Source organism: Paenibacillus sp. J2TS4 (assembly GCF_018403245.1).
Taxonomy (GTDB): Bacteria; Bacillota; Bacilli; order Paenibacillales; family NBRC-103111; genus Paenibacillus_L.
On sequence record NZ_BOSH01000004.1, the window covers coordinates 430,726 to 454,383 of the forward strand.

Sequence of the window (23,658 nt, forward strand, 5' to 3'; positions counted from 1 at the left end):
GCAATATTTAGTGCATGAGGGGGAATGTAAAACATAGTAACAGCATTCAGGAATAAAGGAGGAGGATGGATCTGGAACTAACCAGACAAAAACAAAACCACCGAGCGGCCCTGACCTCCCCGATGGTGCTGCTGGTCAAAAACGTAAAAAAATGCTGGCAGCTTTATTTGTTAATGGCAGCGCCTTTAGTCTACTTGCTTATTTTTAAGTACTGGCCAATGTATGGAGCGCTGATTTCCTTTCAGGATTTCGTTCCGACCAAAGGCTTTTGGGGGAGCGACTGGGTTGGATTGAAACATTTTAGCCGATTCTTCGACTCTTATGAGTTTTGGAGAGTCATGAAAAACACACTGATCCTGAGCTTGTACAGCCTGGTCGCCGGATTCCCGTTCCCGATTCTGCTAGCCTTGTGTTTGAATTATGTCAATCGAAGGTTTTTCAAAAAATCGGTGCAAATGATCACATATGCGCCCCATTTTATTTCAGTAGTCGTTATGGTCGGTATTATTTTGCAGCTGCTCGATCCGCGGATCGGGGTCGTGAACATGATTTTGCAATTTTTAGGATTTCAGCCGATCAACTTTATGGGCAGTCCCGATATGTTCAAGTCGATTTATGTATGGTCCGGGATATGGCAGAACGTCGGATTCTCCTGCATCATTTATTTGGCGGCGCTTTCATCGGTCGATCCTTCGCTGCACGAGGCGGCGGTCGTGGACGGAGCGAGCAAGGTTCAAAGAATGTGGCATATTGATTTGCCGGGAATTGTGCCGGTAGCCATTATCCTGCTCATCTTGAATACCGGGAATATACTCGACACCGGTTTCGAGAAGGTGCTGCTGATGCAGAACCCGTTGAATCTGAGCACTTCGGAAGTCATTGATACTTATGTTTATAAAGTGGGACTGGCTTCTACGGCGATCAACTATTCGTATTCATCCGCCATCGGATTGTTTAAATCGGTCATCAATTTGATTCTGCTAGTGCTCGTCAATCGAATCGCCAGAAAAGTCGGAGAAACGAGCCTATGGTAGTTCCCAGCTTAATGAACGAGAGGCGTGAATACAGATGAAAGAAAATCGAATAGTCGAAAGCAGTGGAGATCGATTATTTAATGTCATTAACTATATCATTTTATTTTTATTTACGATTACGATTCTTTATCCGCTTGTCTATATTGTCAGCGCTTCCTTCAGCTCTCCGCTTGCCGTCGTATCGGGCAAAGTCTGGCTGTGGCCGGTAGATTTTTCGCTGGACGGGTATGAGGCCGTGTTTAAACATAAGTTGATCTGGACCGGGTTTGCCAACTCGATTTTCTATACGGTCGTAGGAACGGCTGTCAATGTCGTTCTGACGCTCATGGCCGCGTATCCTTTATCGCGCAAAGATTTCTATATCCGGCATATTGTAATGGCTCTGTTCGTGTTTACGATGATGTTCTCCGGAGGATTAATCCCGTCCTACCTGCTCGTTAAAGATTTGGGCATGATCGATACGCGGTGGGCCTTAATCTTGCCGGGAGCGCTCAGTGTCATGAACGTCATTATTACGAGAACGTTCTTTCAGACAACGATCCCGGACGAGCTGTTGGATGCGGGGCAGTTGGATGGTTGCAGCGACTTTAAATTTATGCTTCACATCGTTCTTCCGCTTTCCGGACCGATTATTGCTGTACTGACACTATTTTATGCAGTCGGTCACTGGAATTCCTTCTTCAGCGCGCTCCTGTACTTAAAGAGCCAGGATTTGTACCCGCTGCAGCTTGTCTTGCGGGATATTCTGATCCAGAACGAAGTCGATGCGGAAATGATGTCGGATGTGGCGGATTCCGCCGCCAGAGAAAGCTTGCGGGAGCTGTTGAAGTATTCTTTGATCGTCGTTTCCACCATTCCTGTTCTTGTGATTTATCCTTTTATTCAAAGGCATTTTGTAAAAGGAATCATGATTGGTTCTTTGAAAGGGTAGTCTGCAGTCCATTATTAATCAGATTAAGGGAGGGGTCTATATGTTAAGAAAATATATGGTTGCCGGTATGTGTGTGGTGTTAAGCTCGTCTTTAGTTCTAAGCGCTTGCGGCAAAACAGAAGAAAAAGGAGCGGAGTCCAGCCCGGCGGGAGAAGTGAACCCAAAGGGAGTCTTCCCCATTACAAATGAGAAAACCACCCTCAAGGTGATGGTGAAAGGGAGCAACTCGGTCGAAAATTTCGCCACTAACGAGTTTACGAAGTGGCTGGAGGAAAAGACCAACATTCATATCGAGTGGGAAGTAGCACCCAACAAAACAGCCGATGAGAAGCTGAATATTACACTGGCCAGCGGGGATTATCCCGACGTTCTGCTTGGTTTCGCGGTCAAGCCTGTTCAGCAGGCGTTATACGGAAAGGATGGAGTATTCCTGCCTCTTAACGATCTGATAGACAAGTACGGGGAGTATACGAATCAGATGTTCGAAGCGGAACCTACGGCCCGGGATGTCATCACCGCTCCGGACGGAAATATTTATGCCCTGCCGATGGTCAACGACTGCTTCCACTGTTCGATGGGAACGAAGATGTGGATTAACCAAACGTGGCTGGATAAATTAGGCTTGTCCACTCCCCAGACGACCGAAGAATTCCGGGAGGTGCTTAGAGCGTTCAAGGAGCAGGATCCCAACGGCAACGGCAAGGCGGATGAAATTCCACTGGTTGGCGCTACGAATGGTCCACAGTCCAAAATCGAGTTGTTCTTAATGAGGTCGTTCATTGAATTTGACGGCTCGGGACAGTTCCTGAAGGACGGTAAAATCGATGTAGCCTACAACAAGCCGGAATGGAAGGAAGGCTTGAAATATTTGAATTCACTGTTTGCAGAAGGCTTGTTATCTCCGCAAAGCTTTACGCAGGACCGGAATCAATTGAAGCAAATGGGAGAAAATCCGGATGCTCAAATATTAGGGGCTGTCCCTTCACAGAATCCAACGGTGTTCGTATCGATGGAGTCCGAAAGAGCGAAGGACTATGTGACCATTCCGCCGCTTGAAGGGCCTAACGGTGTCCGCTCTGCCAACTATAACCCTTACGCTGCGACAGGCAACGGATATTTTGTCATTACGAACAAGGCTAAAAATCCGGAAGCCGCATTCCGTTTGGCAGACTTCCTGTACAGCGAAGAAGCGACGATGAGAGGGAATATAGGAAGGCCGGATCAGGAATGGAAGAAGGCGGACGATGGGGAATTGGGCATCGACGGCAACCCGGCCAAATGGAAGCAGCTTTCGACCTTCGGTAATGTGCAGAATGTCCATTGGGCTCAAACCGGACCGTCGCTGCGCACGAGTGAATTCCGCTTAAGTCAGGCGGCCGATCCGGACAATCCGCTGGAGATCATTCTGTACAACGAAACGAAAAATAACTACGAGCCCTATAAAATGGACGCCAGTCTAGTCGTTCCACCGATGTATTATACGAATGAACAGGCGGAGGAAATGGCCGATATTACGAAGACGATCACGGATTACAAGGATGAGATGCTGGCTAAAGCGGTCATTGGGGAGATCGATATCGACAAAGAATGGGACAACTATGTGAAAACGTTAGAAAAGATGAAGCTTCCTCGATACCTGGAAATCATGCAAGAGGCTTATGACGTTTCTGTGTTTAAAAAGTAAGCAGTCAGCATAAGAAAACCCAACGGAATGTTAAATAAGCCATCGGCTGGTTCCTTGTTGCTATGGTATCATTTTTAGAAAATATCCATGTGTAAAGGTCTGGTGAAGCTGTCGATTTCCATCGACTCTCTGCTAAAAGTAATCTTGGGAGTGATTAAAAATTTTGCCAGACCTCTGGATAAAGAAAGGAAAAGCCTATAGCGATGTTAAAAAAAGAAGATTTAATGGATAACGCCGAGCAGGAGGCTAAGGAGAGCCGGCAGCAAGGGAACGGCGCATTGGCTCTCCATGATCCGGAGCATGAAGAGAGGATAGCTTGGTGGCGGGAAGCGAGATTAGGAATGTTCATCCATTGGGGGCTCTACTCGTTACCGGGCGGAATATGGCGCGGCGAGGAAGTAAAGGCGGCCTATGCCGAGCATCTCCAATTAAAGGCGCAAATTCCGATTAAGGAATATGAAACGATCGCTGCCGAATTTAATCCCGTCAAGTTCGATGCCGATGAATGGGCGCGAGCCGCCAAGGATGCCGGGATGAAATATTTGGTCGTCACAACCAAGCATCATGACGGATTCGCGATGTACGATTCGAAGGTGAGCGATTATAACATCGTCAAGGCTACTCCTTATGGACGTGATCCGATGGCGGAATTGGCGGAGGCGTGCCATAAGCATGGAGTGAAGCTGTGCTTTTATTATTCGCATTCGATGGATTGGCATCACCCTGATTCCCAAGGGAATACGCTGGATTTTCCCGCCAATATCGGAGCTTATGATCCGGTCGAATCCTGGATTGACGATGAGGATAAAGCCTCTCGATACGAGCGATATTTACAGCAAAAAGCGTTCCCGCAAATCAAGGAGCTGCTGACGCAATACGGACCGGTCGGTGTGATCTGGTTCGATTGCGGACACAAGCTGACGAGAGAGCAGGGAGAACGCTTCATGGAAGTGGTCCGCAGCGAGCAGCCCGATTGTCTTGTTAATCGCCGTGTATGGAAAGACCCTCTCGGGGATTACGGCAATACGATGGATAACCAGCCTCACGTCCGGGTCTCGCGCCCGGATTGGGAATCGATTGCTACGCTGAACGATTCGTGGGGCTACAAAAAGCTGGATAACAACTGGAAAACGCCATTAGAAATAATCCACAATCTGATAGATGTGGTCAGCATGAACGGCAATTTTCTGATCAATGTCGGCCCGACGGGTGAAGGAGACTTTGATCCGATGTCGTTGCAGCTCCTTAGAGAGATTGGCGGTTGGCTGCGCGTCAATGGGGATAGTATTTACGGCACCGTACAAAGCCCGATCGGCAAACCGCCCTGGGGACGCTGTACGCTGAAGGGGAACAAGCTGTACCTGCATGTGTTCGACTGGCCGGCAAGCGGCAAGCTGCTTGTGCCGGGAATTCGTAACGGGATTGTACGGGCTTCCCTGCTAGCTGATCCGGAAGGAAGTGCCCTCGAGGTGACCCGGCTCAATAGCGATGATCTGCTTATCCGCGTTCCCAGCGAGGCTCCAGATGAGCTCGTATCCGTCGTTGCTCTCGAGTTGTCCGGGCCGGTGTCCGCCAATCCGGTCAAACGGCTGTATACGTCCGAATATGACAATGTTTTCTCCGCGTTCGATGGGGAAATTCATGGCACTATGTTACGTTACGATACCGGCAAGAAGGATCGCGACGTCGTAACCGCCTGGTCGGAGGTCAACGACTGGCTCGAGTGGACTTTTCGGGTCGCTGAACCGGCCTGCTGCAAGGTGGAAATTACTTACGGAGTGGAGCCCGGAGACGAAGGCGGGGCCTTCACCGTCTCGACCAGCCTGAAAGCCGGGTCGGAGGCTTCCGGAGCGAGCGGCATTAGTGGGGCCGATGTGGAGGGCGCGCTGGATTCGTCGGATTCAGCCCGTCTGAGTGCCAAGGCTGATACCATTCATGGCAAAGATGCGGCCTTCCTGTCGGCGGAGGTTCAAGAGACGGGGGGAGGGTATGAATACCGGACCTTCGATATCGGTGAAATCCGTCTGGAGCAAGCGGGGATTTATACGCTTGCCGTTCAGGCCGAGCACATAACCGGTCAGTCGCTTATGAACCTCAAGCAGGTGGTTTTGGTTCGAGCGGATGCTTAGCCGGCGAGCCTGAATCGCTCGGAGGCCGAGAGTTTTTTGGCCTATCCGTTCAAAATCATTCCATGGTATTGTGTTATTGAAAGATAGGGAACCCTGTTGGTTCCCTCTTTGCATACCCGGCAGCATATTTCGGTTCATGGATTATTAGAGATTGTTGGGCTTGCGTTAGATTATGGAAACTACAGATAGGGAGGAAGGATCATGTTTACAAAATTGCTGCCCGCGCCGGTAGGCGGAGGCTTTAAAATGGAAGGCTACTGGGTCTGGTGCGGCTCGGTTATTCAAGGCGAGGACGGCCGATTTCACCTATTCGCGTCCAGATGGCCTAAAACGGTCCCGATGCATCCCGGCTGGATAGTAGCCTCGGAAGTCGTTCGCGCGGTGTCGGATACTCCGGCAGGACCGTACCAGTTTCAGGAGGTCGTTCTGCCTGCCCGCGGAGCCGAGTATTGGGATGGCCGCAGCACGCATAATCCTCATATTACGAAGCATGGCGATACGTATTTATTGTATTACATGGGTTCTACTCATCCGTTACCTGATCCTGAGCCTGGGGAAGCGTTTGATTTGCAGGACCCGAGGTGCATTGTCGGCCGGGCCAACAAGCGGATCGGTCTGGCTACAGCCAAAAGCGTATTCGGTCCTTGGGAAAGAAGAGACGCTCCCATTCTGAACACTCGCCCAGGCAAGTTCGATAGCTTCCTGACGTCGAATCCGGCTCCCTGCGTTCATGAAGACGGTTCGGTGCTGCTTATTTACAAAGCGAGAAGGTACGAAGGGAATATCCATGGCAAAATGATGATTGGAAGCGCCAGGGCCCCTCATTACAATGGCCCTTACCAGGTAGTGAGCGAAAACCCCGTTTTTCCTCCGGAAAAAATTCACCTGGAAGATCCGTTTATATGGAAAACGTCCACCGGCTACGAAATGATTGCGAAAGATATGGAAGGTCACTTATGCGGAGAAAAACTCGGGGGCATTCACGCCTATTCCGAGGACGGTCTGGACTGGAAGCTGGCGGATGATCCGCACGCCTATTCCCGAAATATTGTGTGGGATGACGGGAAAACCCGGCTGATGGGGAATCTGGAGAGGCCTTTTCTACTGTTTCAGAATGGAAAGCCTACCCATCTGTTCGCGGCAACCTCTAACGGAACCAAAGGTTTTCATGACGCGACCGAAACGTGGAATATGGTTATCCCGCTTGCGACTGAATAGTCGGTCAAAGAGCGCTGGTGAGCTTGACCAAGGCACGTCCGAATAGTGGGCAGCGAAGGGGCCGTCGAACTGATCGACGATATCCCTTATTTTGTTAACAAAGAGGGCAGGAGGGAGCTTCCGATCACGGAATCAGCTTATGAAAGCAAAAGCTATTCATTGTATGAATTCGCCCGTTCGATTCGGACCCACACCGCGTCCAAGACGGAACCGACAATCTCAACACCTTTCTGATGGTCTATGGCGCGATTGAGTCCGCCAGAATGAATACGCGGAAGGAATATGAATTCTCACCTGACAAACTAATCGGCTCTTCTTATAAATCTTACCCATGTTTCGCCCTTGGGACAAGCTCCAGATCGAGAGGAGATTTGGAATGATCTATAATTCTAATGAAAATATTGAGGTTGAGATAGACTGGACAGAGTTTATGTCTCGCCACGACATGTCCTGGAGCGTTCGGCCGCTCTCCTGGAATGAGGGTGCTTTTATCGGCAACGGCTTGCTGGGAGCGATGATTTATTCCGAAGAGCATAGAAGCAAGCGGAATGTTCTTCGGTTTGTGCTGGGTCGGACGGATGTGACCGCCCAGAGGCCGGATGGAAAGGGCTTTCCCGTCAGAGTCCCTATCGGGGAGCTGGATTTGGAGCTGGAAGGGATGATCTACCAGCCTGCGGATATCCAGTTGGATCTGTGGAACGCTGAGCTTCGGGCTCATCTGCCGACTACACAAGGCGAGGTTCGGCTGCGTGCTTTTATTCATAGTGAAAAAAATACGCTGGTGGTCGAGCTGAATACGTCTTCGGGGGAGAGGACAGCTAAGTTTCAGTGGTATGCTTACCCGGATGTCGATCCAGTGCTCAAAAATGCAGACGGAATCAATTTCAATCAGTACATCCCCGAGATGGAAGTGGAGCGTGGAGAGCAGGAGGGGGTTCGGTGGGGACGGCAAATCTATCCGTCCGGAGAAGGCTGCCTTACGGCATGGAAGGAAATCGAGCTGGCTCCCGATTATCGTGTCTTGGTTTTGACTGTAGCCGGGGGAGTGGCGGAAGGCGACCTTCAGCATGCGGTTAGTACGATTCAATCGGCCGGAACTCAAACGTTAGATTCCTTGGCTGAGTCTCACCGAGACTGGTGGCATGATTATTACCGGCTAAGCTTCGTCTCGATACCCGATACGAGGCTGGAAGGGTTTTATTGGATTCAGATGTATAAGCTTGCTTCGGCAACAAGGGCTCATCATCTCCTCATCGATAACCAGGGACCCTGGCTGACAACGACGCCTTGGCCCGGGGTATGGTTCAACATGAATGTGCAAATGAGCTATTCCCCGGTATATGCGTCCAATCGGCTCGATATTGGACAGTCCCTTATTCGGGCGCTCGACCGCAACCAGGAGCAATTGATTCGCAACGTTCCCGAGCCCTTCCGTCATGATTCGGCTGGACTGGGTCGAAGCTGCAGCTACGATTTGGCCAGCGAGGTCGGCACAGAGGTCGGGAATTTGACATGGCTCTGTCACAGTGTGTGGAGGCATTACCAAGCTACAATGGATGACGAGCTGTTGAGGACACTGCTGTATCCGGTTTTGCGCAGAAGTGTCCATTATTATTTGCATATTCTGGAGGAGGGGGAGGACGGATTATATCATTTGCCCCCGACGGTATCTCCGGAATATGGCTCGTTCAAGCAATTGACGGTAAGGGATTGTCATTATGACCTGGCCCTGCTGCGTTGGGGCTGTCAGACATTACTGGACATCTGCGACCGGTTAGCGGTCGAGGATGAGCTGGCCGAACGCTGGCAGGAAGTACTGGACCGGCTGGTCCCCTATCCTTATGACGGGCAGGAAGGGTTTCTCATCGGCGAGGACACCCCGCTGGAATTCGGGCACAGGCATTTTAGCCATCTGCTGGCGGCTTTCCCGCTCCATCTTATCGGAGACAGCGAGGAAGATAAAGAGAAAATCCGGCGAACGCTAAGGCATTGGATCGGCCAGGAGGGAGATCTCCGCGGCTTCAGCTTTACAGGAGCGGCCTCCATCGCCGCCATCTTGGGCAGCGGAAGCGAGGCGCTGCGCTATCTGCATACGTTGATGCACCTTATCAAGCCGAACACGATGTATCGGGAGGCCGGACCGGTCATCGAGTCGCCATTAGCCGGAGCGGAGGCGATTCATGAATTGCTGCTGCAAAGCTGGGGAGGAGTGATCCGCATCTTTCCCGCAGTACCCGACGAATGGAGTGACGCGGTCTTCCATCAGCTGAGAGCAGAAGGAGCCTTCCTGGTAAGCGCCGTGCGGAAGGACGGGCAAACACAATGGATTCGGATAGAAAGTCTGGCGGGGGAGCCATGTCGAATTCGAACCGGTTGGCCGACTGACCGCATTGCCTCTGCTTCCGACCGTTCGCTTGCCATGAAGTCTTGCGGAGACGGGATAGTGGAGCTCGATTTACGGAAGGGGGAGGCGGCGACTCTTTATCTCCAGGATGAAGCCATCGATTTTACGCTCCGCCCGGTCGCCGCTCAGTCTCACCTATGCCGTTTTTTTGGAGGAAATAAACCGTGGAGGCTTTATGGCTTACCGCTGCAGGACTAGCCCCAGGCAAGTTGCTGCTAAGCTTCGCAGGCATGTTCCTGCGGGACGGAAGGATTGCTTTCTTTAGTGCCATTTCAGAGCCGACTGGAGCATGCCGGCTTTTATCCTCTCGAGGCGAAGATAGAAGAAGTGGCTGCCGGTTTGGGCCTGGCCGAGCTGGGCATAGACCGGGAAGTTGACAAGCTGAGCGGCTGGCAGCGGGTTACCGAGGTTTGGCAAATGCAGGACTGGATGACGAAATAGAGGACTGCCAATTGACCTCAAAAATAGTTACAAGGGAAGGAGGGTCTGCTTAATCGCAGGCCCTCTTGACGTATCAGAATGAATCTTGTCGATTGGAAAGGCCGAACGTTGACAGTTTAACCAAATTAACCGCGATGCTGCAGCCTCGTTCGGACGATCGATGGGCTCTGTGCTCCCATCATGTAGGGATACAGCAGAATAAGTCCGGCAACATATAATAGGACGGCAAAAATGGCCGGAGATAAATGAAGCAAATCAGTGTAACCGATAGCTATATGGACGCCAAAGCCGGCTGCAAATCCCGGAAGCCCCCCGAGCAGCAGCGCCCACCATATCCAGCGCTCCCCTTTATTGATGCCCCACAGAGCTATAATGGTTATAGCGGCAGCATCGCAAAATAAAGCTCCTCCGAAGCCGGCACGATCATGCGCAATTAGCGGGATCAGCCGGTCGTTGATTTGAGAAATCATCTCCGGAGTCATGCATAAATACGCCAGATCCTCTCGGACGAACACATAGCTAATTCCTACTCCGGCGATGACTAACCCTCCCAGTGCCAAAGCAAAACCAAGCACGACGAACATCAACTGTCCCCACTGAGCCAGCCTCCAGGCCCGATCATTATGAAGGCTGGGCTCTTGTCGCGATGGGCGATCCGCGCGACCGCGCATGGAGAGAATGAACAAGGGCAATAGAATAATAGCCGCCGAAGCATGAAGCGGATCGAAATAGCCATATCCAAGATACAGAAAAAAGCTGCCGAAGCCGATGATTCCGGAAGTGGCCAGAGCTGTTTTGGACCAATGAAGGCCGTAGCGCAAACCGAATCGGGCGAGCATCCCGTACAGAATGCCGATAGAAATCATCGTGCCGGCCAATGTGATCCGGTCATGAGACATGAAATAAAGCAATCTCTCGCTAATGAGAGAAAGCGAGAGCGGGTCCATACCAAGGAAAGCTTCGTCGTAAGGCAAAATAACGGTAGTCGCGGCAATGATCCAGGCCAAAATACCTCCCAGAACCATCCCCAGCCCCAACAGACACATCCACCCCCAATTGCGCCAAAAAGAGAACGGGCCCGGATCGGGGGAAGTGATCGTGCGCTTGTAAAGAATCGCTTCGTTCACTCGCTTGGGCAAGCCGGGACCCGAATAGACCAGCCCGCTATGAAGCTGAATATAGTCCGCGCCTTCCTCTATCAAGTCCAATGCATCCTGGGGTTCATGGACTCCTGCGGCGGCAAGAATCGGAACTGAGGGGCCTAACGTATCTCGAATCATTCGGATTTTGGTTAGACAATCGGCTTTGCCATTCCGTCCGATGACAGCCCCTTCTTCTGTCCGGATGAAATCTCCGATAGTTATTCCGTCCCACTGTGTCGAATGATCTTGAGAATACAGCTCATCCCACAGTGAAGGAGAGGAATCGAGAGGAAGATAGAGCAGCAGCGGCTTATCCGGGTAGCGGGTTCGAGCCGCTTCGTGGATCGATTGGAGCATGCTTTTTATTTCTTCGGGCTTCCAAGTCATATCGATGGCATCCACTACGAAAGCTGCTGCATAGGGGACTAATTGATCCATCAACCGAAGATGCTCCTTCATCGCTTGCTCTGGATCGGCCCCGGCATGATGAGCTATACGGAGCAGATAAGGCAGCTTGCGCCCCCGTTCCTTGCTTAACCGCCGAACCGTTTCATCCAGACCGATATTTACATAAGCATCCGGATAAAGGATAGCTTCTTGAGCCACATCCCGAAGGATGGGTCGGGGGTCCGATATCGGACGAACGCTGACTGGCCCAATTTCTATGTATCCGAAGCCGAATTGCGATAGAGCTTGGCGCGCAGTTCCGCGGGGATCGAGGCCTCCGCTTAATCCGATGGGACAAGACAGACTGAGCCCCCAACCGTCGCTGCGCAGCATAGGATGCAGCTCCATATGCCCCAGCGTTCGAATGATAAAGGAACCGCCGGGTATTCGGCTTAATCCGCCCATGGCCCGTAAGGTAAAATCTCTGGCAGCGGCCGATGGCAGACGAAAGAGCAACGGACGAAACAATGTCTGATAAGACCAATCCGGCATTACTGAAAATCTCCTCTCTGGGTGAATTTCAGGAAGGTTGCATAGCTATATAAAATGAACTAAAGAATGGATAGATCATGGAGTGGAGAAAGAAAGATGCTTCCAGGGCGAGTTTTGGCTTTGTATTCCTACCATCCGAAGGCCCTCCATATAGAAGGAATCTGTTGGATCGGGGTCCCCGAAAAGTACCTGGAATCGCTTCGAAGCCCATCTTCACTTTTTGGGGAAGGAGTATGATGTTTGAAGCTTCGGAGGCACTTTCCTTCGGAACGGAATGATCGCTTTCTTTAGTACCACATATATAGTAAACACTCCTATCCCCGATGAGAGCGGTATTGAAGGGGAGTAACGCCTAATTGTTTTTTAAACAGCTGGCAAAAATACGAAAAGTTAACGAAGCCGACCCGTCTGCCAATTTCTTGAACGGTCAAGGTACTGGTCCGCAGCAGCAGGCATGCCTGCTTCATTCTCCGCGCGGTCAAGTATTCCGTCAGACTGCTGCCGGTTTCCTTGCGGAACAGGTAGGAGACGTGATTGGGAGACAGATGAACGGCGTCAGCCAGCTCAACCAGCTGGAATTCGGCGGCGTAATTCTTCTCGATCCAATGCATGATGGCTGTAATATGATCCGATACGGTCATGGCCGAGTTGGAGCGGGTCCGCGCCTGGCTTTCCCAAATCGGCTTCAAATAATGAAGGAACGATACAAGGCACAGCGCATTCTCCTCCGTCAGATCCTGGCGAGGAGCAGAGGCTATTCTGCGATTGTAATTTTTCAGCATGCGGTCCGTCTCCTCCTTGTCCGGAGGGCGGATGATCTGGACCGCATAAGGATCCTTCCATAAGTACAGCAGGAATTGATAGATGGAAGGAAACGGTGTCACATATTGGCTCAATACGGACGGCTCGAAGACGAACAAGGAGCGAATGTAGGATTGCCCTTGCTCCGTACTCATTCGCACATGATGTAATTGATAAGGTCGGATGCAGAGCAAGGTTCCTGGAACGACATCGATCAATTGTTGCTCAATAACGACCCTTCCTGCTCCTTCATGAACATAAAGAAGTTCAATTCCTTGGTGGGAGTGGATGATTTCCCGAAAGTTCTTCGTCCGGTTAAGGTATAGAGACGACTGAATGGGACGTTTATTGAGGTTTAAATAGTTGGCCAGTCTCATATCGCGATTACTCCCTTTAAATCAATCGTAAACTAACAACATTTTATCATAATCTTTCACAAATGCCAGCGGGTAGTTTTTGCTATGATTAACCCACAACGTTAATTGGGAGGCTGCTATGATTACTAATCGATTGAATAACGGTTGGGAGCATTATCGGGGGAGTTTAGGAGGCGTCTGGGAAGTATGGCGTCAATATAAGTTAAACAATCATTATAACGTCCCGTGGATGGATGTGGAACTTCCCCATTGCTTCAACGGTGAGGATTCGGTGGATCCGGACGTTCTTTATTATGAAGGGCCAGGCTGGTACAGGACGTTGTTAGAGGTCAATAATCCGTATCCTAATGGAAGAACACTGCTGCATTTTGAGGGGGCCGGTCAGGATACGGACGTCTACCTATATACAAGCAAGGTGGCTCGTCATGTCGGAGGCTATGACGAATTCAAGGTAGATTTAACCGATGCGATTGAAGAGCGAAAATATAGTGAATTATTCGGAAATAGAGTACCTGTCGCTGTGCAATGCGATAACACCCGCAATTTGGAGACCATTCCGTCCGACATTAGCGATTTTAATCTATACGGAGGCATTTACCGCTATTTGAACCTCGTTTATGTTCCCGAAATTTCATTCGAATATATTCATATAGATACCGAAGTGAAATCTCAGAATAAAGCAGACATTACGGTGAAAGCCAGGTTGTACAACCCGCAAGGCCTGGGGGCAGATGTTCGCTTGACCATTGTCGTCCGCGATCCGCAAGGTCAGGAACTCCATCGTCACGAGGTAACGACGAAGGCGTGGGAAGGATGGCAGGAACTGGCGGTTTGTGAAATAGCAGACGTCAAGCTGTGGTCGCCTGATACCCCAGCGCTGTATACATGTGAAGTTAGCATGGAAGGGGAAACCAATCAGCAGACCTGGACAACTAGGCAGACGGAGCGCTTCGGGCTGCGGACTTTTGAATTCGTCAAGCAGGGCCCTTTCCTGTTGAACGGAGAGCGCCTGCTGCTGAAAGGAACTCACAGGCATGAAGATTTCGCCGGTGTGGCGGCGGCTATGACCGAGGACATGATCCGGCGGGAGATGGGGCTCATTAAAGAAATGGGAGCGAACTTCATTCGACTGGGTCACTATCAGCAATCGCGGATTGTCCTTGAGCTTTGCGACGAGCTTGGTTTACTGGTCTGGGAAGAGATCCCATGGTGCCGCGGCGGCATCGGCGGGGAAACGTACAGACAGCAGGCAAGGAATATGCTAAAGGCGATGATTGAGCAGCATTACAATCATCCGTCGGTCATTATTTGGGGTCTTGGCAACGAGAACGATTGGGAGAGTGATTTCGACACGTTTGATGAGGAGGAAATCCGCCAATTTATGAAAGAACTGCATGATTTGTCTCACTCTCTCGATGACAGCCGGGTGACCGGTATTCGCCGCTGTGAATTTTGCAAAGATATTATTGACGTTTATTCTCCATCCATCTGGGCGGGGTGGTACCGCGGAATCTACCCCGAGTACGAATCGTCCAGTCGGGCAGGCTTTGAAGGAACGGATCGTTTCCTGCATCTGGAGTGGGGAGCCGATAATATGACGGGCCGACATGTGGAAGAGCCCTATACCGGATTTAGTGAAGTTAAGACCGGAGCCGGGGCGGACGAGCGGGACGGTGATTACTTCCTGCAGGGAGGCGATCCCCGGGTATCCAGTCTCGGGGATTGGTCGGAAACCTACTTTTGCGACATGATCGACTGGTATCTGAAAAGCCAGGAAAAGATGGAGTGGTTGACCGGAGCCGCGCAATGGGCGTTCAAAGACTTTTCGACGCCGGTCCGTCCGGATTCGCCGATTCCCTATTTAAATATGAAAGGCGTCGTTCAACGGGATCTGACTCCGAAGGAAGCCTTTTACGTATTCCAATCTTACTGGACAGAGCAGCCGATGATCCGTTTGTACAGTCATACTATGGCGGTTCGCTGGGGACGGCCGGGAGAGAAGAAGCTTATGAAAGTATATTCCAACTGCGAGGAGGTCGAACTGTTCGTTAACGGGGAGAGCTGCGGAATTCGTCAGCGGAATACCCAAGATTTCCCTTGTGCGGGACTCCGTTGGGAAGTCGAGCTTGCGGCGGGTGAAAATCACGTGCAGGCAGTCGGCCGGAAGGACGGAGTTCGGGTAAGCGACGAAATCCGGTTCACTTACCAGACGGAAGCTTGGGAGGAGCCGGAAAGCTTGACCATAACCGCAAGCCGGCAAAAGGACGGTTTGGTGAAGGTAGAGGTGAAAGCATTCGACCGTCACGGCGTATATTGTCCGGATGCCAATCATTTCATTCGTTTTGGACTTGCGGGTGAGGGCAAATTGCTGGACAATAGGGGAACGATTAACGGATCACGGTACTTGCAGCTGGCAAGCGGCCGCGCGGCCATACTCGTGGATCCGCGGGAAGGACGATCGGTCGTCAGCGCATCGTCAGACGGAATGCAGACTGTTTTCGTGGAAGTTTAATATTGTCTTATACAAATCGATAAGCATTCAGTAAGTCAACTGGGAGGAAAACAGACATGAGACCGTTCACGAAGATGATAAGACAATTTCGGAATTCGAAATTGGAAAGCAAAGTCTTTATTATGACTTCTATTGTCATCTTGCTCGCGGTTCCGCTTACGGGCATGTTTTCCTACTCCCAGGCGGCAGGCATCCTGGAAAGATATGCTTACAATGCAGCGGAGCAGACGGCTAATCAATTGAGCGGCTCCATGAACAATGAATTAAAGAATATAAGCGACAAGCTGTATTGGATGAATACAAGCGATGAGATGAAGACGGCGCTTCGCTGGGCCGACGGCAAGCTCGATCTGAACAGCTCGGTCATATTTAATGAGATGTTCGGCCTGTTCTCCCAGACCCGGCTGGCTTCTCCAACGATCCGCTCGATTTATATGTACACCCCTCTCGGAGAATTCTATGAAGGGCTGCCTTATGAGAGGAGAGGAGTTTCTTTCAAAGATACTCCTTATTACGAGGCCATACGGAATGAAAGTACGAATCAATGGGTGTATATGAAGGAGGATCCTTTATTTGCGGGCAGAGGCGAGGTGATTGCGCTGGTCTCCCGTCCCGTGTTCGATATTAGTTTTCTGGAGCAGGATAATTACTTGGTCATGACCCTTTCCGCCAACCGTTTTATGGCGAATCTGAGAAATATCCAGCTCGTTCCGGAAGGCTTCTCGATGGTACTGGACGATAAAGGCAAGCCCATTCTGATGTCGTCTCCCGAGTTGGCTGAGCCTTTTCTGGAGCATTTCGATTTCCAGCAATTTCAGTCCCAGCCCGGATATTTCGAATGGAAGGTGGGAAACCACGAGTATCTGGTTAATCATCAGCCGGTTTCGTTTGCCGGCTGGAGAGCGGTGCTGGTACAGCCGAAGGACGAGCTGCTCCAGGAAATACGTTATATTAAATATTTCACGGTTTTGCTAACCGCTGTCCTCCTGCTGGTTTCCTTCATCTTCATCCGCTTGATTGCCCGCTGGGTAACGAATCCGCTGCGCAAGCTGCAAAGGCTGATGAATCGGGCCAAGGATGGCGATTTGAATGTTCGGTTCGCTTCGGAATATCGAGATGAAATCGGAGCATTGGGCTATCGGTTCAACGATATGATCGAACAAATCCAACAATTGCTGAAGCAGGTCGTGGAGGAAAGCCAAGCTAAGCGAAAAGCTGAAATGAAGGCACTGCAAGCACAGATTAATCCACACTTTCTATATAACACTTTGGATGAAATCTATTGGAAAACGTTGGATTCCCCGGATTCCTCCGCGAGCGAAATCATCTTGTCCTTATCGCGGTTTTTCCGTCTCAGCCTCAATAAAGGGGAAGAGATGACTACCGTAGCTAAAGAAATGGAGCATGTCGAGCAATACTTGAAGCTCGTTAATGTTCAATACCGCCGTCAATTCTCTTATGAAGTGACGGTGGACGAAAGAACCAAGGCGATCCGAATGCCGAAAATTATTTTGCAGCCGCTAGTGGAAAACAGTGTTCTCCATGCCTTCAAAGCGAACGATTACCGGGACCACCGCATTGATGTTTCCAGTGAATGGCTGGACCCCGATCAGGTCCGGCTCCGAGTGGCGGATAATGGCTGCGGGATGGAGCCGGAATGGGTCGAACAGCTTAACGGTCCCCTTTCAATGGGCACAGCGGGCAAGAAGCCATCCACTCCAGGGTATGCTATGGCCAATGTTAAGGAAAGGCTATGGTATGCCTTTGGGGAGCAAGCTTCTTTCCGTATCGAGAGTACTCTGGGAGAAGGAACGGTTATAGACATCGTGATTCGAGTAACGGAAATGGAGACGTAGAAAGATGAAGGTGCTCTTGGTAGACGATAAGGAAAGTGTTGTGCAGGGAATTCGCAAACATATTCCATGGGATCGGCTTGACGTAGCCGAGGTCGAAACAGCGATGGATGGGCTGGAGGCGTTAGCGAAGCAAAGGACGTTCAAGGCCGATCTGATCATCACCGATATCCGGATGCCTAATATGGACGGCATTGAGCTGATGGAGAAATTGAAGGACGAAGGGGAGTCCGTCTGGTATATCGTCCTGAGCGGTTATGAGGAATTCGATTATGCGAAGCAGGCTCTATCTCTGGGTGCGTCTGATTACGTGCTCAAGCCGGTCAACATCGAGGAATTGACCGGGATAATTGATAAAGTGCTGCAAGATATTCGAATAGAGAAAACCGAGGTAGAGCAGAAAGTCATTTTTCAACAAAAAATAAAAAAAAGCTTGCCAGCGCTGAGGAGGCAATATTTGAATGAAATGATCCATTTTCAACACGGCCAGCCGGTCCGCTTCCAGGATAAATGGGCGTTCGCCGAAATTCCGCTTAAGCCCCAGGCGATCGGATTGCTTTGCTTTTCTATAGATCATTTTTCTGAAATTGCGCGCACCTCTATTGAGGAGGTCGAGCTGTCCCGCTTTATTGTTGAAAATATAGTAGAGGATTGCCTAAAGGAATGGGGCGAAGGAATCGCCTTCTTTCCGGAATGGGGCCGATTGGTGCTGATGGTCAACTATAATCCAAGTCTCGCGGGTAAACAGGTTAAGGAGCAACTGGTCGGCTTTGCGGAAAGCTGTCGGCAAGCGGTGGAACAGAACTCCAAGCTGACGGTAACGATCGGAGTAAGCTCGCTCTGTCCGGAAATCAATAATTTGCCCGAAGCATTCCGCCAAGCGATGGAGGCGATCGATCACGTTTATTTTTTCGACCGCAACCTAGTTGTCCACTACGAGGATTTGGTTCATTACAGGGGCAAGCAAGCGAATTATCCTTCTGCCCGGGAAAAAGAACTAATCGCCATCGTCCGAAGAGGGCAAACTAACCTAGTCGACCGAGCTGTGGATCAATTTATTAATGAATTGAAACAGGGGGAAGGAACGCCCCATCAGTTCCGTTATTCCTGTATTCAGTTGGTTACAGTCCTGTCCCGAATTTTGTCCGAGCTTGGTCTCGAGGAGGAGCACCCCGCGGAAGCGTTGAAGCGGAAATACGAAGCTTGTGAATCGGCCAATTTGTATGAATTGCACGAACAAATTACGGAATGGGTCGGTCAATCGGCGCGGCTGGTCAGTCAGTCGATTCAAACCGGGTCCAAACATATTGTCGATCAAGCGAAGGATTTCATTCAGAGAAATGTTCAGGAGACGATTTCCTTATCCACGGTAGCTGATTATGTCAAGGTCAGTCCAACTTATTTGAGCGGTCTATTCAAGAAGGAGACCTCCTCCACCTTTCTCGAATACGTCACGGATACCAAAATGGAGCAGGCCAAGGACTGGCTGAAGAATTCACCTGTTCCGATCTATGAAATAGCCGAGCGTCTGGGCTATTATGATCGTAAATATTTTCGCGAAATGTTTAAAAAGAAGGTCGGAATGACCCCTTCCGAATACAGGGAATCGGAAACGGGAACGCTGGATTCAGAAGGTTAAAAAAACCCCCCCTCCGGATGAAAAATGCCTCCCTAACTGAATAAGGACGGGAAAAGTATACTGGATTTAATAACAGTTTATTAGATTCATGGATATCCATCCTTAAGGGGGAAAAGCAATGAAAAAGCAAGGAGCTATTAAATTAACATCCGCTGTTTTGCTGGCTGCGCTTGCTACGACAGGTTGTGGTCAAGCCAGTTCGCCGGATGGCAATGCTTCGGGAGGGAGCTCCGATAAAGTTAAATTAACTTTTTGGACGAATGCCCGTCATGATGCCGACTTGATCCAGGACAAAATCAAACATTTTAACGAAACGAATATGGACAATATCGAAGTAGATTTTCAGATTATGACGGAGAACTATGAGCAGGCGCTGCAAACCGCGATTCAATCCGACGAGGCGCCGGATATTTTCAACGCCAAAATGAAGCTGAAATTTGATGATCTCGTCAAAATGAATGCGGTTCAGCCGTTGGATGAATTTCTGACACCCGAGTTGAGAGAGCGGTTTGGTGAAGATAATTTAAAGATCGATAGAGTCAATTATTTGGACGGCAAAGTTTACAGCTTGCCTAACTATGGTTCGACCTTCCGTCTGATCTATAACAAAGATTTGTTCGCCAAAGCCGGCTTAACAGAGCCTCCTAAATCGTTGGATGAGCTCGTGGACTACGCTCAAAAAATTACGGAAGCCGGCAAAGCGGACGGAGTATACGGCTTTGGAATTAATATGAAAAATCCGGCCTCCGCGTTCGAAAGAAGTCTGGTGCCGCTCATGCGTATCAACGGCGACGACTACTACGACTGGAAGACCGGAAAATATGATTTCTCGAAAGTAAAGCCGTATGTTGAAGCATTCAAGAAAATGGCGGATTCTCAAAGCATCCTTCCGGGATATGAATCATTGGATATTGACCCGCTGCGCAATCAGTTTGCCTCTGGTAAAATCGGAATGTATTTCTCTCTCTCGGCGGAGCCTGGAGTATATGATTCCCAATTCCCGACCGAAATCGATTGGGCGGTAGCACAAGTGCCGACGATCGACGGCAACGCTCCACAAGGAGCCAACTACATTAACGGCGGTGGGAACTGGCTCTATATGTCCGCTAAGACGAAGAATAAAGAAGCCGCTTGGAAATTCATGGAGTATATGTACAGTGATGATGTTCTCGTTCCTTATTACGAGCAGGGGAAAGGAATCAGCGTCATTCCATCCGTTCTGGAGAAAGCCAATGAGCCTACACTGAAAAACTTTAATGGCTTCGCTCCGAAAGACGATGCGATCTGGCCTGCTTATATTACCCATAAAGTAGAAGGAAAAGCATGGCAGAACGTAATTGCGGAAGCTATCCTGAACGTTATTCCATTGGATAAAGCGATTGAAGATTTAACCAAGCAATATAACACTGATTTGGACAATGAGGAGAAAAACGGGAAGGTGGAGCGGGTCATTATCCCCGACTTTAACCCGAGAAGCTCTATCGAGTAATTGTCCGGCGCTGCGCCTGAGAGAAAGGCCGCTCTCCCGATGGGTCCCTAAACGAGAGCGGCTTTCTCTATGATCCCAATCCCGAGGAGGGAAGCTTATGAGTGCTATTAGAAAGAAATGGAAAGAATATTCGGGCCCTTATATTATGATTTTGCCTTGTGTGGTTTTACTGGCCTTGTTCTCCATCTATCCGCTCTTTTGGGCATTTAAGTATATGTTTTACGATTATGACGGCTTTACTCAAGCGACATTTATCGGCTTGGATAACTTTGTTCGATTGTTTAACCGCGATCCCCAGTTCTGGAATTCCGTGTGGAATACACTCGTGTATGCGGCCGGGAAGCTGATTGTCACTTTGCCGCTTTCTCTAGTACTGGCTGTTATCCTTAATCAGAAAATTTTTGCCAGAAATACGTTAAGAGCCATTTTCTTTATGCCGACCATCATTAGCGCCGCCGTTATTTCCCTGGTGTTTTATTTGATGTTCAACTCTTATAACGGGATTATTAACAATACCTTAATGTCGCTTGGAATCATTCAACAACCCATCGAATGGCTTGGTGTGAAATATTCCATGTTGACCGCTATTATCGTAGCGATATGGGGAGCGGTAGGGAACTACATGGTGTTATTCCTGGCTGGTCTGCAAGGAATACCTAAAGATTTGTATGAAAGTGCTTCGCTGGACGGAGCCAGCAAGATTCAACAGTTTTTTAAAATTACGATTCCGTTGCTTGGTCCAGTTATGCAAATTATCGTCATGTTGGCCATCGTTAACACTCTGAAAGGATACGAGAGCATTATGGTTCTGACCGCAGGCGGTCCGGCAAGCAAGACGGAAGTCATGTACTTATACATCTATAAGCTGTTCTTCCCGGTATCCGAAGGAGAGCCGGTCGTTCAGCAGTATGGATACGGAGCAGCGGTCGGTTTTGTAGCCGCCCTGATTGTCGGAGCGATTACCTGCTTGTATTTGTATCTATCCAGAAAGTCTAACAATGAGTACTAAGGCGGTGATGATATGACTGCATCAACGGAACGTCTGCCATCCTCTTTCTCGTTAGGGAAGCTTCTGTCCCGAGTCGGAATATGGGTGCTGTTGCTTGCCGTAGTTTTATTTACCTTATATCCGGTCCTGTTTTCTTTTTTCGGTTCCTTTAAAACGAACTTTGAACTGCTTGGCAGCACCAGCATATTTGCGAAGGAATGGCATTGGGAAAACTATCTTACTGCGTGGAATCTCGGAAATTTCGCGCGATATACATGGAACAGTATTTTTATTTCAGTCCTTTCTACAGCACTTACGATTCTTGTTTGCTCCATGGGAGCTTATGCACTTGGCCGCAGACAATTTCCGGGCCGCGGCATCATTATGGCTATCCTTGCGGGGACTATGTTTATTTCCATTGGTGCCATTACTTTCCGTCCGCTGTATGATATGATGAGAGAGGTAGCGCTTCATAAATCTTTGTGGAGCATCATTCTTATCTTTGTCGGAACACACTTACCTTTTAATATTTTTCTCCTGGAAAGGTTTGTCAAATCGATTCCAAGAGAATTGGATGAAGCGGCGACGATTGACGGCTGTGGATTTTTCGGAATCTACTGGCGGGTTATTCTTCCTTTGCTGCTGCCGGGACTCGGAGTCGTCGGCTTGTTCGCATTCCGCGATTCCTGGAACCAGTATATCCTTCCCCTTATCTTTACGATGAATAATCCGGAATTAAGACCGCTCACGGTCGGGGTCATCTCGCTGAAATATTCGTCCAACGCAGCCGCTGAATGGCATCTGATGCTGGCCGGATCGATGATTTCTATCATCCCTATTCTCATTGTCTACTTCATGACTAACAAATCATTTATTGAAGGACTGGCAAGTGGATCGGTTAAAGGTTGATTGTAGAAAGGAAATCTAATCTGAGGGGGTATTGAGATTGGACTACAACGCGTTATGGACTAAATTGGAAACAAAGGTTGACCGTATGATCGAAAGCATCGGGGATAAATCCCCCCATGTGGCAGCAGAGGGCAGTTATGACGATATGCGCCATGATTGGTGGACCTCCGGATTCTGGCCGGGGCTGCTGTGGATTATGCACGATATGACCGGTAAGGAGCATTACCGGGAGGCGGCTTGGCCCTGGGACGAACGGATTGAACAATGTATGGTGAGAGAATCGAATTTACATCATGATGTAGGGTTCCAATTCTTGCCAACGGCTATAGCGAAATACAAAATGACAGGCGATTCGGACGGCAGAAGAAGAGGGCTGCAAGCCGCTAATTTTCTGGCGGGACGATTCAACCTCGCCGGACAGTTTCTGCGCGCATGGAATCAGGAAAAGACAGGCTGGGCGATTATCGATTCCAGCATGAACCTGTCTATTCTGTATTGGGCCGCGGAGGAAATCGCTGATCCGAGATTCAGTCAAATCGCCAACGCTCATGCGGACACGGTGCTGAAGCATTTTATGAGAGAGGACGGCTCCGTCTATCATATTGTCAGCTTCGACCCGGCCAATGGCGACTTTATTGAAGGGCTTGGCGGACAGGGGTTCGCTCCCCAATCCGGCTGGAGCCGCGGTCAGGCTTGGGCATTGTACGGCTTGGCCAATTGCTATCGTTATTCCGGCCAAGCCCGTTATCTGCATGGTGCGAAGCGGGTGGCTCATTATTTCTTGTCCTCCCTCGAGGACGATTATGTTCCTCTGTGGGATTTTCGCGTGGATAATCCGGAAGGGGAGCCCCGCGATACGTCGGCCGCATCCTGCGCCGCATCCGGCCTGCTGGAAATAGCCAGCCATCTGCCGGAGACCGAGGCGAGGCTGTACAAAAAAGCATCCGAACGGATCATCCAGTCCTTAACGGATCATTACGCTTCGTTCGATGACGCTTCCTTTGACCCGATCCTGCGTGAAGGAACGGGGCATCGTCCGGCCAACCAGAACGTCAACGTAGGACTCATCTATGGTGATTATTTCTATGTGGAAACTCTGGCTAAGCTAAGAGGATGGAAGCAGCATATTTTCTAATCATGAATAATAATACAGTGATCGTGTAAACAA

General features: G+C 49.8%; 16 protein-coding genes. 14 read left to right on the forward strand and 2 right to left on the reverse strand.

Annotated features, from left to right (window positions below):
* Window positions 1–65 precede the first annotated feature (65 nt).
* The 7 genes from KJS69_RS12170 (at window position 66) to KJS69_RS12200 (ending at window position 9,841) form a co-directional block, all read left to right on the forward strand.
* A complete protein-coding gene (locus KJS69_RS12170; RefSeq protein ID WP_374706628.1) occupies window positions 66–1,034 on the forward strand; it encodes an ABC transporter permease in 969 nt (322 codons plus the stop codon).
* A gap of 34 nt (window positions 1,035–1,068) precedes the next feature.
* On the forward strand, window positions 1,069–1,965 hold the full coding sequence (locus KJS69_RS12175; protein WP_213584019.1) for a carbohydrate ABC transporter permease: 897 nt from the start codon (window positions 1,069–1,071) through the stop codon (window positions 1,963–1,965).
* A gap of 40 nt (window positions 1,966–2,005) precedes the next feature.
* Window positions 2,006–3,649 carry an ABC transporter substrate-binding protein gene (locus tag KJS69_RS12180; RefSeq protein ID WP_213584020.1) on the forward strand — a complete coding sequence of 548 codons (1,644 nt, stop codon included), beginning with the start codon at window positions 2,006–2,008 and terminating at the stop codon, window positions 3,647–3,649.
* 203 nt (window positions 3,650–3,852) lie between these two features.
* Entirely contained in the window at window positions 3,853–5,778 is a 1,926-nt protein-coding gene (locus KJS69_RS12185; protein WP_213584021.1) for an alpha-L-fucosidase, read from the forward strand.
* A 201-nt stretch (window positions 5,779–5,979) separates the two neighbouring features.
* Window positions 5,980–6,996 carry a glycoside hydrolase family protein gene (locus KJS69_RS12190; RefSeq protein WP_213584022.1) on the forward strand — a complete coding sequence of 339 codons (1,017 nt, stop codon included), beginning with the start codon at window positions 5,980–5,982 and terminating at the stop codon, window positions 6,994–6,996.
* A gap of 376 nt (window positions 6,997–7,372) precedes the next feature.
* The gene (locus KJS69_RS12195) at window positions 7,373–9,598 is read left to right on the forward strand and encodes a glycosyl hydrolase family 95 catalytic domain-containing protein (RefSeq protein ID WP_213584023.1); all 2,226 of its coding nucleotides are present in this window, start codon (window positions 7,373–7,375) and stop codon (window positions 9,596–9,598) included.
* 66 nt (window positions 9,599–9,664) lie between these two features.
* Window positions 9,665–9,841 carry a hypothetical protein gene (locus tag KJS69_RS12200; protein ID WP_213584024.1) on the forward strand — a complete coding sequence of 59 codons (177 nt, stop codon included), beginning with the start codon at window positions 9,665–9,667 and terminating at the stop codon, window positions 9,839–9,841.
* Between the two features lie 125 nt (window positions 9,842–9,966).
* Here KJS69_RS12200 and KJS69_RS12205 read toward each other — a convergent pair whose 3' ends face one another.
* Together KJS69_RS12205 and KJS69_RS12210 are read right to left on the reverse strand one after the other, a co-directional pair.
* Entirely contained in the window at window positions 9,967–11,922 is a 1,956-nt protein-coding gene (locus KJS69_RS12205) for a dihydroorotate dehydrogenase (RefSeq protein ID WP_213584025.1), read from the reverse strand.
* Window positions 11,923–12,236: 314 nt separating this feature from the next.
* The gene (locus KJS69_RS12210; RefSeq protein ID WP_213584026.1) at window positions 12,237–13,100 is read right to left on the reverse strand and encodes an AraC family transcriptional regulator; all 864 of its coding nucleotides are present in this window, start codon (window positions 13,098–13,100) and stop codon (window positions 12,237–12,239) included.
* 118 nt (window positions 13,101–13,218) lie between these two features.
* On the opposite strand from KJS69_RS12210, the gene KJS69_RS12215 reads away from it, so the two are divergent.
* The 7 genes from KJS69_RS12215 (at window position 13,219) to KJS69_RS12245 (ending at window position 23,625) form a co-directional block, all read left to right on the forward strand.
* On the forward strand, window positions 13,219–15,612 hold the full coding sequence (locus KJS69_RS12215) for a glycoside hydrolase family 2 TIM barrel-domain containing protein (RefSeq protein ID WP_213584027.1): 2,394 nt from the start codon (window positions 13,219–13,221) through the stop codon (window positions 15,610–15,612).
* Between the two features lie 56 nt (window positions 15,613–15,668).
* The gene (locus KJS69_RS12220) at window positions 15,669–17,468 is read left to right on the forward strand and encodes a sensor histidine kinase (protein WP_213584028.1); all 1,800 of its coding nucleotides are present in this window, start codon (window positions 15,669–15,671) and stop codon (window positions 17,466–17,468) included.
* A gap of 4 nt (window positions 17,469–17,472) precedes the next feature.
* Window positions 17,473–19,104, forward strand: a complete 1,632-nt coding sequence (locus KJS69_RS12225; protein WP_213584029.1) for a response regulator — start codon at window positions 17,473–17,475, stop codon at window positions 19,102–19,104.
* 118 nt (window positions 19,105–19,222) lie between these two features.
* Complete coding sequence (locus tag KJS69_RS12230) at window positions 19,223–20,593, forward strand: ABC transporter substrate-binding protein (RefSeq protein WP_213584030.1); 1,371 nt, start codon at window positions 19,223–19,225, stop codon at window positions 20,591–20,593.
* A gap of 97 nt (window positions 20,594–20,690) precedes the next feature.
* On the forward strand, window positions 20,691–21,602 hold the full coding sequence (locus tag KJS69_RS12235; protein ID WP_213584031.1) for a carbohydrate ABC transporter permease: 912 nt from the start codon (window positions 20,691–20,693) through the stop codon (window positions 21,600–21,602).
* 12 nt (window positions 21,603–21,614) lie between these two features.
* Window positions 21,615–22,490, forward strand: coding sequence for a carbohydrate ABC transporter permease (locus KJS69_RS12240; protein WP_213584032.1), 876 nt, complete (start codon window positions 21,615–21,617; stop codon window positions 22,488–22,490).
* A gap of 85 nt (window positions 22,491–22,575) precedes the next feature.
* The gene (locus tag KJS69_RS12245) at window positions 22,576–23,625 is read left to right on the forward strand and encodes a glycoside hydrolase family 88 protein (protein WP_213584108.1); all 1,050 of its coding nucleotides are present in this window, start codon (window positions 22,576–22,578) and stop codon (window positions 23,623–23,625) included.
* The last annotated feature ends 33 nt before the right edge of the window (window positions 23,626–23,658 follow it).